This is a genomic window from Curtobacterium sp. MCBD17_030 (assembly GCF_003224255.1).
GTDB lineage: Bacteria > Actinomycetota > Actinomycetes > Actinomycetales > Microbacteriaceae > Curtobacterium.
Map to the genome: position 1 here is coordinate 81,335 of NZ_QKLI01000014.1, position 11,465 is coordinate 92,799.

Here is an 11,465-nt window from a genome sequence, read left to right on the forward strand (position 1 = left end):
CGGTGGAACGGCAGACCTCGGTGGAGCATCGGAGTCGGCAGAACCGTACGTCCGACAGCCGACAGAACGCTGTGCTCCGGCCGCCCCTGCGGCCGGAGCACAGCGTCCGTGGTCTCAGTCGTCCGAGCGCTCGTAGGACCGGATCGCGTCGACCTTCCCGGCGCTCGCCGAGGTGGGGTCGAACGTGTACCCGAGCCACTCCCGGACCAGGCGTCGGGCGAGTTCGGACCCGATCACGCGTTGCCCGAGGCAGAGCACCTGGGCGTCGTTGGACAGCACCGAGCGCTCGATGCTGAACGGGTCGTGTGCGGTGACCGCTCGGATGCCCGGCACCTTGTTCGCGCTGATCGCCACGCCGAGGCCCGTGCCGCAGACCAGCAGGGCCCGGTCGGCGTGGCCCGCGGCGACGAGGCGGGCCGCCTCGACGGCGACGTGCGGGTACGCGGTGTGGCCGTCGGCGTCGACCCCGACATCGGTGAGCTCGGCCACGCGCGGGTCGGCGGCGAGGTCGGCGCGCAGCACCTCCTTCAGCGTGAAGCCGGCGTCGTCGGACCCGATCGCGATGCGGAACGTCATGCGTGCACTCCTCTGTTCGTGGTGGTGGTGGTGGTGGTGGTGCTGGCGGTGGTGTCGGGCTGCTCGACCCGGCTGGTCAGGACCTCGCCGATCCGGGTGAGGACCATCCCCATCGAGACGGCACCGGCATCGGGCGTCCCGAGGCTCTTCTCGGCGAGCGGGCGGGCGCGGCCGACCCGCGGAGTGAGTGCAGCGGTCGCCACCGCCTGCCGGACGGCGACCTCGGCGGCGGCGGCCCAGGCATCGGGGAGCGGTCGTCCAGCCGCGACCGCTTCGTCGAGCACGTCGACGAACGGCAACAGTGCGTCGAGGAGCGTCTTGTCCCCGCGCTGCGCCCGCCCGAGCTGGACGATCGCCTCCGCGAACGCCGCCGCGGCGTCGACCACCATCGGTGGGGTGACCTCGTCGGCGTCGTCTCCGATCGACGCGCCGAACGCTTCGAGCGCCGCACCCCACAGGACGCCGGACGTCCCGCCGGCCTCGGCCGCCCAGGCCTCTCCCGCGCGTCCGAGCAGGAAGCCGACCCCGGCGGACCCGTCGATGCCCTCGACTGCCCGGCGAGCGGCGCCGACGCCCTTCACCATCCCGCGTCCGTGGTCCCCGTCACCGGCCACCGCGTCGATGCGACCCAGTTCGTGTTCCTGCTCGCGGAGCAGTCCGTCCATCGCCCGGACCACGGCGCGTGCTGCTTCGCCCGCTCGACGGGAGGCCGGGGTCGCGTCCGGGACGACGGACGCGGTGGTCGCCGCCTCGGTCGCGACGTCCGCCGGGACCAGCGCCGCGACCGGTGCGGCGGACTTGCGGTACGCCGGCGTGTGGGCATCGGCCCGCCAGAGGCGCTCGAGTTCGTCGTCGAGCCACTGCAGGGTGAGCGAGCAGCCGCCCATGTCCAGGCTCGTCACGAGTTCGCCCACCTCGGGTTCGACGACCTCGACCCCCGCGGCCGTCAGGAGCGGAGCGATCCGGCCCCACAGCAGGAACAGCTCCTCGTACTTCGTGTCCCCCAGGCCGTTGAGGACGGCTGCGACCCGACGGGGCGCCGTCGAGTCACGTACCGCTGCGTCGAGCGGGGACTCCACCAGCAGACGCTCGACGAGCAACTCGGCCAGGGCTCGTGCCGGGAGCAACGGGACGTCCCGGATGCCCGGCTCGCCGTGGATGCCGAGCCCGAGGCCGAGGTGTCCGGCCGGCACGGTGAAGAGCGGCCCGGCCGAACCCGGCAGGGTGCACCCGGAGAAGGCGACGCCGATGGTTCGGGTCCGTCCGTTCGCGTGCCGACCGATCCGCTCGACCTCGTCGAGGGACGCGCCCGCGGCCGCGGCGGCACCCATCGCCTTGAACACCGTGAAGTCGCCCGCGATGCCGCGGCGACGGTCGGCCTCGTCGGCCGAGGCGACGTCGTCGGTGACGACGACGATCCGGGTGTCGATGCCGGCCGCACGGAGCCGCTCCGCAGCGAGCCCGAAGTTCATCGTGTCTCCGGCGTAGTTGCCGAAGGACAGCACGACCCCGCGGCCCTGGTCGGCGGCCCTCGCGACCGAGTACACCTGCGCGGCCGACGGCGAGGTGAACACGTTGCCGACGACGGCACCGGTCGCGAGCCCGGGTCCGACCAGCCCGCTGAACGCCGGGTAGTGCCCCGAGCCTCCGCCCACGACGACTGCGACCTGTGGTGACGCACCGGCGGTCGGCAGGGTCACCACCCCGCCGGTGACGCCGCGCACCCGGTCGGCGTACAGGGCGAGCCAGCCTCTGAGTTGGTCCTCGGCGAAGTCCTCGGGGTCGTCGCAGATCGTGGTCATGGTGGGGTCCTCCTCGGGGACGCGTGGGTGGGTGGGTGGCGTGGTGGTCATCTGCCTCAGGGCTGTGCATCGGTCGTCGGGGCCGGCGGCACGCGGAGTCGGCCGACCATGACGAAGGCGCAGGCGTAGAGCCGATGAAGGTCCATGTGACCGCGGCGCCCCGGTGCCGCGGTGCGAGCGCCGGCCTGATGGCACCCATCGGGACGAAGCCGGCGAGCGAGCAGCCGAAGGAACACCCCGCGACGAGGACCCCGAGGAGGCCAGCGGCCAGGGGACGGGGTGTCCCGAGGCGGTCGAGCCCGCCCGGATCGGTAGGACGCGCGCGAGGGAGGAGGGGTTCCGTCGACGTTGACATGTTCGCTCTCGATCGCGGGACTATGTGACATCGGGTATGTTACCCACTCATGTCCCACTCCTCGAACCACGACCCTGCAGCAGACGACATCGCCGCGGCCCTCCGTTCCGGCCCGGTCCGCGTCGACCACACCAACGCCTTCGCCGGCCGGGTGGCGGTGGTGACCGGTGGCGCCTCCGGCATCGGCGAGGCCATCGCCCACGCGCTCGCCGAGCGCGGCGCCCGTGTCGCCGTCGTCGACGTCCGCGCGGAGGCTGCTGCCGCCGTCGCGGCCGACCTCGTCGGTACCGGGCACCTCGGTGCGGCCTGCGACGTGACCGACCAGGCTTCGGTGGATGCCGCGGTCGCGACCGTGATGGCCGCCACCGGCCGTGTCGACGTCCTCGTCAACAGTGCGGGCATCGTGGCCCTCGGAGCGGCCGAGGACCTGGGCGCCGACGCCTGGGCACGGACGCTCGACGTCAACCTCACCGGCACCCACCGGGTGGCGCAGGCGGTGGGGCGGCACATGCTCGACGCCGGGTACGGGCGCATCGTGAACATCGCGTCGCAGGCTGCGCACGTCGGGCTCGACGGACACGCCGCGTACTGCGCGTCCAAGGCCGGCGTCCTCGGCCTCACCCGGGTGCTCGCGCTCGAGTGGGGACGTCGGGGAGTGACGGTCAACACGGTGTCGCCGACCGTCGTGCTCACCGCGCTCGGGCGCTCGGCGTGGGCGAACGACGCGGGCCTGCGCCACCAGGACGAGATCCCGACCGGGCGGTTCGCCACCCCGGCCGAGATCGCGTCGGCCGTGCTCTTCCTCGCGGGCGAGTCCGCAGCGATGGTGAACGGTGCGGACCTCCGGGTCGACGGTGGTTTCACGATCCGGTAGCGCGGGCGGCGTTACGATCGCGGTGCCGTCCGCACGCCCGACGGCACCGCACCCGGGAGGCCCGCGCTCGATGTCTGACAGAACCCCGTCCGCATCGGCACCGGCCGTTCCCACTCCGGTCAGTCCGGACCGGCCCGGGTCGGCGACGCCCGCCCCTGAGGGCCAGCGGTCCCGGTTCCCGCTCGACACCGTCTACCAGGCCGCGCGGATGTACTACCTCGAGGACGCCACGCAGAACGAGATCGCCACGCGTCTCGGGGTGTCCCGCCCCACGGTGAGCCGACTCGTGTCCGAGGCCCGCCGAGCCGGCCTGGTCCGGATCGAGGTCGTCGACCCGTTCCAGGACGAGACCGTCGCCCTGGCCGAGCGACTGCAGGTGGTGCTCGGGCTCCAGGCCGTGCACCTCGCCGCCGTCACGCACACCGCGACCCTGGGCGTGGACCTCGCCGAACCGGTCGCCGCCGCCGTCGAGGGGATGCGCCTGGCCCCGGGCGACGCCGTGCTGATGTCGTCCGGCAGCACCGTGCACGCGATCGCGCACGGAGCGATGCCGGCGATGCCCGGCGTGCAGCTCGTCCCGACCGTCGGTGGTCAGGCCGACCCGAACCAGTGGTTCCAGACCAATGAGATCACCCGCGCGGCCGCGGAGCGGTCCGGTGCGATCCCGACGTTCCTGTTCGCGCAGGCCCTGCCGTCGGAGGCGCTCCGGGCCTCCCTGGACGAGGACCCCGCGTTCCAGCACGTCGTCGGGCTGTGGAGCCGAGCGAAGGGCGCGATCCTGGGGATCGGCGCGCCGGTCGTGACGCGGGACGCGATGGCCCGCGGGCTGCCGGTCGACGACGACGTGTTCGACCGGGCGACCGGCGACGTCTGCCTCAACTTCACCGGCCCGGACGGTGAACCCATCGAGTTCCCCGGCAGCGACCGCATGGTGCGGACCTCTCGCGAGGTGCTCGCCGCCGTGCCCCACGCGGTCGGCGTCGCCGTCGGCGCGGTCAAGGTGCCGAGCATCATCAGCGCCGTGCGCGGCCGTCTGGTCAACGAGCTGGTCACGGACGCAGCGACGGCCAGGGCGCTGCTCGACGCGCTGGCCTGACCCGTCGGCGGCCCGGTCCGTCAGTGGTCCTGGCCGGCCGGGAGGCCCGGATCACTCAGCGCGCGTGCCGCACGTCCCACAGGTGGTGGACCGGGTCGTGCGCGTAGTACACCGCGAGGGTCGCGACCGTGAAGCCGCTGCCGTCGGAACGACGTCCGGTGCGGTCGAGCTGGTCGTCACGGACGGCGGCGAACGCCCGGGCGGCCCGACGGGCGGCGGCCGTCAGTTCCTCGGTGACCGCCGCGGGGTCCTGCTCGCCGTAGCGCTCGGCGACGGCGGTGGCGTCCTGGTCCCAGTTCGGGAAGAGCGGGTCGTCCTCGGTGAGCATCAGCTCGAGGCGCTCGGTCATCTTCCGGTGCACGTCGCGGACGTGGGCGCCGTACTCGAGCGGTGACCAGGTCGCGTCGTCCGGGCGCTGCCGGACGTCGTCGCGGCGCAACCGCTCCGGCCACCTCGCGGTGTTCGCGTCGATGAGTTCCGGCACGTCGCGGATCGTCGTCGTGCCGCCGTCGAAGCCGCAGTCCGGGCAGGCCGACTCGATGACCCAGGTCCAGTTCTTCGTGTCCGGTTCGATCGCCACGGCCAGACCGTAGCAGTCACCGGACCCGGCAGGGCGGTCCGTAGGGTGAGGCCATGCGACTGCTGCTCGTCCGCCACGGACAGACCCCCGCCAACGTGACCGGCCTGCTCGATGCCGAAGTCCCCGGGCCCGGCCTGACCGACCTCGGGCAGGAGCAGGCTGACGCGCTGCCCGCAGCCCTCGGCGACCGGGGGATCGAGCGGCTCTTCACCTCGACCATGGTCCGGACGCAGATCACCGCCGCACCGCTCGCGCGTGCGCTCGACCTGGAGCCCGTGGTGCTGCCGGGCCTCCGTGAGATCGAGGCCGGCGAGCTGCAGGGCAAGCGCGACACCGTGTCGGTGCAGACCTACCTCGCCGCGGCGTACGCCTGGGCCGCGGGGGACCTCGACGAGCGGATGCCCGGCGCCGAGGACGGCCACGCCTTCTTCGGCCGCTACGACGACGCCGTCCGGCAGATCGAGGCGACCGGCGCCGAGGTCGCGGCGGCCTTCAGCCACGGTGCCGCGATCCGGATCTGGGCCGCGGTGACGGCGCAGAACGTCCCGAACGACCTCGGCCGGAACCGGCACCTGGAGAACACCGGCGTCGTCGAGCTCGAGGGCTCGACGACGGACGGGTGGCGCCTCGTGGACTGGGCGGGCGAGCCGATCGGCGGCGACGACCTGGCGGACCTGAGCGCGCAGGACCCGACCGGCGAGCGGTTCTGACGGGGCCGGTCCGAGCCTCCCGTCCGGGTCCCCGCACAACGCGACGTGGGCGGCTCCACGCAACGACATGTCGTTGCGTGGAGCCGCCCACGTCACGTGTTGCGGAACGGTCAGGCGAGCTGCGACGCCGACGTCAGCGGCACGATGACGCGGTGCGACTCGCGCAGCACGTCGAGGGTGCGCTGGACCTCGTCGGCGCGGTCCTCCGCCGTCCAGCCGAGGGTCTCGGCCATGACGTCAGCGAGCTCGTCGAGCAGGTCGATCGTGACGCCACCGACGAACGCGAGGTTCGTGCGGCGGAGCACCACGTCGACCAGGTGCACGGCCTGCTCGTGCTCGGCGAAGTAGCGGACCTCGGCGCGGGTGAGCGTCGCGTCCGACTCGAGCGGCTCGACCGGGCCGGTGACGAGTGCGTCGACGACCTCGGCGGCACGGGTGCCGTAGCGGTCGAGCAGACGGTCGACGGTCTCGGACGCGAGGCCGTCACGGTGCGACTTGATCCACAGGGCACGCTGGCCGTCGGTGGTCGGGAAGTCCTTGCCGCCGCCGATCGGCATGCCGGTGGTGTCGACCTTGCGGGCGACGCCGAGCTTCGTGGTGACGTCGGTGGACAGGTGCGCGGCCAGGGCGCGGAAGGTCGTCCACTTGCCGCCGACGAGCGACAGCACGGTGGTGTCCGGCAGGCCGGCGATCGCGGTGTCGACGATCCGGTAGTCACGCGACACGAACCCGGGGGCGGTGTCCTCGTGACGGGGGAGCGGTCGGATGCCGGAGTAGCTGTACACGATGTGGTCGCGCGTGACCTCGATCTGCGGGAACACGTGCTTCACGAGGCCGAAGAAGTAGTCGATCTCCTCGTCGGTGGTGACGACCGGCTGCGACGGGTCGGCGTCGATGTCGGTCGTGCCGATGAGGACCCGGCCCTTGAGCGGGTAGATGAGGACGATGCGGCCGTCGTTGTTCTCGAAGAACAGCTCGCGGCCCTTCGTCGCCTCGAGCAGCTCGGGGTTGTCGACGACGATGTGGGAGCCCTTCGTGCCGCCCATGTACTTCGTGCCGCCGCCGAACGCCTCGTTGGTCAGGTCGGTCCAGGGGCCGGACGCGTTCACGACGACGTCCGCGGTGAACACGAACTCCTCGCCGGTCTCGCGGTCGCGGAGCAGGACACCGCCGTCGCGGGCGCCGACCGCCTCGACGTAGTTCGTCGCACGGGCGGTCGCGTCGGCACCGGTGCCGGTGCCGGCGGCCAGACCGTCCTTGAGGACGTCGAGCGCCAGGCGCTCCGGCTCGTGCACGGAGGCGTCGTAGTAGGTGCCGGTGTACTTCAGGTCGCGGTTCAGCGCGGGCATGTCCTCGAGCGCGGCCTTCTTGGTGCGGAAGACGTGCTTCGGGACGGATCCACCGTCACGCGAGAAGGAGTCGTAGATCGTCATGCCGATCTTGATTAGCATCGCGCCGCGCTCCTTGGTGGAGCGCTGCTTGTGCGTGAGCATGCGCAGCGGGGCGTTCATGATGCCGGAGAAGGTGGAGAAGACCGGCATGGTCGTCTGCAGCGGCTTGACGTAGTGCGGGGCGATGCGGATCAGGCCGTTGCGCTCCTGCACGCTCTCGCGCACGAGGCGGAACTCGCCGTTCTCCAGGTAGCGGATGCCGCCGTGGATCATGTGGCTCGATGCTGCGGAGGCGCCGGAGCCGTAGTCGCTGCGCTCGACGATGGCGACGTCGACACCCTGCAGGGCGAGGTCGCGGAAGGTGGCGATGCCGTTGATCCCGCCCCCGACGATGAGGACCTGTGCGTTCGGGCGTCCGGTGAGGGCGGTGACCGTGTTCCTGGGCTGCGTCTTCTTCGACATGGTCGTTCGCATCGCTTTCTGGGGTCGATTCCGTTGGTACTCCATCGATCGTGCGCTCGTCGGAACGCTTGGGCAACCTGCCTGCACGGACGTGCAGAACGGTTGTCGCGCCTCCGTCCCGTGGTGCGGCAGCGCCGAGTGGAGGCACGGACGGGGTTGCAGATGGCGTGCACGTCCGTGCATGCTCGGATCCATGAGCGATGCCGCCCAGCCCGTGCGCACCCAGCAGGCCCTGCGGGCCGCGCACCTCTACTACCTGCAGGACCTGACGATGGACGCCATCGCCGACGAGCTCGGCACGTCCCGCTCGTCGGTGTCCCGACTGCTGAAGTACGCACGGGACACCGGACTGGTCGACATCCAGATCCGCTCGCCACTCGACCAGGCCGCCGCGCTCAGCCGCAGCATCCGCGCACGCTTCGGCGTGCACGCGCACGTCGTCCCGGTGCCGGACCACACGAGCGACGTGGACCGGCTGGAGCGTGTGGCCCTGTCTGCTGCCCGGATCCTGACGCAGTACATCGAGTCCAACATGGTGATCGGCATCTCGTGGGGCTCGACGGTCAGCGCCGTCAGCCGGTACCTCGTGCCGAAGACGACGCACGGCTCCACGATCGTGCAGGTGAACGGTGCGGCGAACACCCGCACGACCGGCATCGTCTACGCCTCGGAGATCCTCCGGCGCTTCGGTGAGGCGTACGGCGCCCTCGTGCAGCAGTTCCCGGTGCCCGCGTTCTTCGACGACCCCGCCACGAAGGCCGCGCTCTTCCGGGAACGCTCGATCCGCCGCGTGCTCGACCTGCACGAACGGATGGACGTCGTCGTGTTCGGTGTCGGCGCCCCGCAGGCACCGGTGCCGTCGCACGTGTACTCCGGCGGGTACCTGGACCCGGCCGACCAGGACGAGCTCGTCACCGCGCAGGTCGTGGGCGACGTCTCCACGGTGTTCTACCGGGCGGACGGGTCGTGGAAGGACATCGGGGTGAACGCCCGGGCCGGTGCCCCCGACCTCGACACGATCAAGCGCGCACCGCGGCGGATCTGCGTGGTCGCCGGGCGGGAGAAGGCCGCGTCGCTGCGCGGAGCGCTGGCGGCGGGGCTCGTGACGGACCTCATCCTCGACGAGAGCGTGGGGCAGGCGATCCTGCAGAACTGACACCCGGTCCGGAGGCCGGTGCCCCCGCTCCGGGGTGAGCGTCCCGGTCCGGCTGTCGGTGGTCTGATCTACGGTCGGAGCATGGTGCTCCCTCCCGAAGTCGGTCCGTCCGCCGTCCGCTCCTCCGGCACCACGCGGCAACGACCCGTCGAACGGCAGGACACCCGCTCCTACCGACGACTGGCCGGGACGGACATCGACCAGGCGATGGCGTTCTTCACGTCCGACTACGACCTGAAGGCGCCGGTGATCCGCCGCACCCGCCCCGAGACGCTGTGGGACTTCGCCGGTGTCACCGACGAGCGGATGTCGCTCCGGACCTCTCGGTTCGGCGTCGACCTGCGCAGCCAGAGCCAGTCCGACGACGTCATCGTCGCGTGGCTCCGCAGCGGCAGCAGCACCATCACGTTCAACGGACGCTCCGTCGACCTGGTGCAGGGAGTGCCGATGGTCCTGCCGTCGGAGACCTACGACCTGCACCACCGTGACATCGGCCTGAACCTCGTGCACCTGGACCGGAAGTTCCTGACCGATCTGGTCGGCGACGAGACCTTCGCGTTCGAACCGCTCGAGCGCCCGGACCAGGACGGCCTGCGCGTCTGGCAGGAGACCGTCCGCCGACACTCCTCGACGTGGCTGCAGGTCGACACCGAGCTGTCCGCCATCGCCCGCCGGGACATCGCCGAGGCCTTCGCGACCGCCGCCGTCCGCGCGTTCCCGCGTCGCAGCAGCTGGCGCGCCGCGGTCTCCGGCACCGGGCCGGAGCACCAGCGCCTCCGTCGTGCTCTCGACTACGTGCACGCCCACGCCCGCGAGTCGATCGGGACTCCCGAGATCGCCGCGGCCGCCGGTCTCAGTCCGCGCGGTCTGCAGCAGTCGCTCCGCCGCCACCTCGACCAGACCCCGGGTGAACTGCTCCGGTCCGTGCGACTCGACGGTGCGCGCGAAGACCTGCGGCGTGCCGAGCGGGACGAGACCTCGGTGGCCGACATCGCCCGCGGGTGGGGCTTCGGGCACCTCGGGCGGTTCTCGGCGGCGTTCCGGTCCCGCTTCGGCGAGCTGCCGAGCGACACGCTGCGATCGCGACCGCGTCACTGAGCAGCATTCGGTGGGAGCGCTCCCGAGCGCCGCCTCGCCGAACATCGTGACACCGAACACCTTCGACCCGGGCGATCGTTCGGCCTGACCGCACCAGCAACGAACACGCGGCTGAATAGTGGGGACCGAGCAACTGCCCACGAAGGAGTCCGTCATGCGCATCGGCATCCCCACCGAGATCAAGAACAACGAGTTCCGCGTCGCCGTCACCCCCGCCGGGGTCGCCGAGTTGACGATGCACGGACACGAGGTGCTCGTGCAGGCCGGAGCAGGGACGGGATCGGCCTTCGATGACGACGAGTACACCGGCGCCGGCGCCACCGTGGTGCCCGACGCCCGTCGGGTCTGGGACCAGGCGGAGATGGTCCTGAAGGTCAAGGAGCCCGTGGCCGCCGAGTACCCGCTGATCCGCGAGGGCCAGGTGCTCTTCACCTACCTGCACCTGGCAGCCGACCGCCCGTTGACCTCGGCGCTCGTCGAGTCCGGCGCGACCGCGATCGCGTACGAGACCGTGCAGCTGCCGGACCGCTCCCTGCCGCTGCTCTCGCCGATGTCCGAGATCGCCGGCCGGCTCGCCGCGCAGGTCGGTGCGCACCACCTGATGCGCGCGAACGGCGGACGTGGCCTGCTCCTCGGTGGCGTCCCGGGGACACCGAAGGGCCGTGTCGTGGTGATCGGCGGCGGCGTCGCCGGTGAGCACGCCGCGACGATCGCCCTCGGGATGGGCGCCGAGGTGACGGTCTTCGACATCAGCCTGCCGCGCCTCCGTGCCCTCGACGCGCGCTTCGACGGACGGGTGACGACCCTTCGTTCGAGCCCGCTCGCGATCGCCGCGGCCGTGGCGGACGCCGACCTGGTCATCGGGTCGGTGCTGATCCCGGGTGCCTCGGCACCGAAGCTCGTGACCGACGCGATGGTCGCCGACATGCGACCCGGATCGGTCCTGGTCGACATCGCCATCGACCAGGGCGGCTGCTTCGAGGGCTCGCGGCCGACCACCCACGACGACCCGACGTTCGCGGTGCACGACGCCGTCTACTACTGCGTGGCGAACATGCCGGGCGCGGTACCCCGCACCAGCACGATCTCGCTGACGAACGCGACACTGCCCTACGCGGTGGCGATCGCGGACCAGGGGTGGGAGCGCGCGCTCGAGTCCGATCCCGCCCTCGCGCTCGGGCTCAACGTGCACGCGGGCCGGGTGACGAACGGAGCCGTCGCCGCTGCGCACGGGCTGGTGGCCGCCGCACGCTGAGCCCACCGGGGCCCGCCGGAGCCCACCGGAGCCCACCGGAGCCCACCAGCGGGGCGGGGTGGGCCGCGCCTCCAGTCCGGCCCTGCCCGTTAGGGACGCGAAAGCGACAG

At 72.1% G+C, this 11,465-nt stretch carries 10 protein-coding genes; 6 read left to right on the forward strand and 4 right to left on the reverse strand.

Translation table 11 applies throughout. The annotated features are described in order from the left end of the window. Window positions 1-114: 114 nt before the first annotated feature. Both DEI89_RS12470 and DEI89_RS12475 read right to left on the reverse strand, forming a co-directional pair. Window positions 115-576, reverse strand: coding sequence for a ribose-5-phosphate isomerase (locus tag DEI89_RS12470; protein ID WP_110904378.1), 462 nt, complete (start codon window positions 574-576; stop codon window positions 115-117). Next, window positions 573-2,378, reverse strand: coding sequence for a dihydroxyacetone kinase family protein (locus DEI89_RS12475; protein WP_110904379.1), 1,806 nt, complete (start codon window positions 2,376-2,378; stop codon window positions 573-575). The genes DEI89_RS12470 and DEI89_RS12475 overlap by 4 nt, the downstream gene beginning before the upstream one ends. Before the next feature lie 404 nt (window positions 2,379-2,782). On the opposite strand from DEI89_RS12475, the gene DEI89_RS12485 reads away from it, so the two are divergent. Continuing rightward, window positions 2,783-3,607, forward strand: a complete 825-nt coding sequence (locus DEI89_RS12485; RefSeq protein WP_110904380.1) for a GolD/DthD family dehydrogenase — start codon at window positions 2,783-2,785, stop codon at window positions 3,605-3,607. A gap of 70 nt (window positions 3,608-3,677) precedes the next feature. Continuing rightward, the gene (locus tag DEI89_RS12490) at window positions 3,678-4,703 is read left to right on the forward strand and encodes a sugar-binding transcriptional regulator (RefSeq protein ID WP_110904381.1); all 1,026 of its coding nucleotides are present in this window, start codon (window positions 3,678-3,680) and stop codon (window positions 4,701-4,703) included. Between the two features lie 55 nt (window positions 4,704-4,758). On the opposite strand, the gene DEI89_RS12495 is transcribed toward DEI89_RS12490, so the two are convergent. Beyond that, window positions 4,759-5,283, reverse strand: coding sequence for a DinB family protein (locus DEI89_RS12495; RefSeq protein WP_110904382.1), 525 nt, complete (start codon window positions 5,281-5,283; stop codon window positions 4,759-4,761). Between the two features lie 53 nt (window positions 5,284-5,336). Between DEI89_RS12495 and DEI89_RS12500 the strand changes: the two genes are divergently transcribed. Next, window positions 5,337-5,993: a histidine phosphatase family protein gene (locus DEI89_RS12500; protein WP_110904383.1), complete on the forward strand. Its 657-nt coding sequence runs from the start codon at window positions 5,337-5,339 to the stop codon at window positions 5,991-5,993. A gap of 110 nt (window positions 5,994-6,103) precedes the next feature. On the opposite strand, the gene DEI89_RS12505 is transcribed toward DEI89_RS12500, so the two are convergent. After that, entirely contained in the window at window positions 6,104-7,846 is a 1,743-nt protein-coding gene (locus DEI89_RS12505; RefSeq protein WP_181421632.1) for a glycerol-3-phosphate dehydrogenase/oxidase, read from the reverse strand. Between the two features lie 193 nt (window positions 7,847-8,039). On the opposite strand from DEI89_RS12505, the gene DEI89_RS12510 reads away from it, so the two are divergent. From DEI89_RS12510 to ald, 3 genes are all read left to right on the forward strand, one after another. Continuing rightward, window positions 8,040-9,002 (forward strand): sugar-binding transcriptional regulator, encoded by a 963-nt coding sequence (locus DEI89_RS12510; protein WP_110904392.1) that lies wholly within the window; start codon window positions 8,040-8,042, stop codon window positions 9,000-9,002. Between the two features lie 81 nt (window positions 9,003-9,083). Next, entirely contained in the window at window positions 9,084-10,100 is a 1,017-nt protein-coding gene (locus tag DEI89_RS18255) for a helix-turn-helix domain-containing protein (protein WP_146236784.1), read from the forward strand. A gap of 154 nt (window positions 10,101-10,254) precedes the next feature. Further along, window positions 10,255-11,355: an alanine dehydrogenase gene (ald, locus tag DEI89_RS12520; protein ID WP_110904393.1), complete on the forward strand. Its 1,101-nt coding sequence runs from the start codon at window positions 10,255-10,257 to the stop codon at window positions 11,353-11,355. The last annotated feature ends 110 nt before the right edge of the window (window positions 11,356-11,465 follow it).

Coding starts and splice junctions, on each gene's coding strand:
- DEI89_RS12470 (WP_110904378.1), bottom strand. CDS start 576: ATGACGTTCCGCATCGCGATCGGGTCCGACGACGCCGGCTTCACGCTG.
- DEI89_RS12475 (WP_110904379.1), bottom strand. CDS start 2,378: ATGACCACGATCTGCGACGACCCCGAGGACTTCGCCGAGGACCAACTC.
- DEI89_RS12485 (WP_110904380.1), top strand. CDS start 2,783: ATGTCCCACTCCTCGAACCACGACCCTGCAGCAGACGACATCGCCGCG.
- DEI89_RS12490 (WP_110904381.1), top strand. CDS start 3,678: ATGTCTGACAGAACCCCGTCCGCATCGGCACCGGCCGTTCCCACTCCG.
- DEI89_RS12500 (WP_110904383.1), top strand. CDS start 5,337: ATGCGACTGCTGCTCGTCCGCCACGGACAGACCCCCGCCAACGTGACC.
- DEI89_RS12505 (WP_181421632.1), bottom strand. CDS start 7,846: ATGTCGAAGAAGACGCAGCCCAGGAACACGGTCACCGCCCTCACCGGA.
- DEI89_RS12510 (WP_110904392.1), top strand. CDS start 8,040: ATGAGCGATGCCGCCCAGCCCGTGCGCACCCAGCAGGCCCTGCGGGCC.
- DEI89_RS18255 (WP_146236784.1), top strand. CDS start 9,084: ATGGTGCTCCCTCCCGAAGTCGGTCCGTCCGCCGTCCGCTCCTCCGGC.
- ald (WP_110904393.1), top strand. CDS start 10,255: ATGCGCATCGGCATCCCCACCGAGATCAAGAACAACGAGTTCCGCGTC.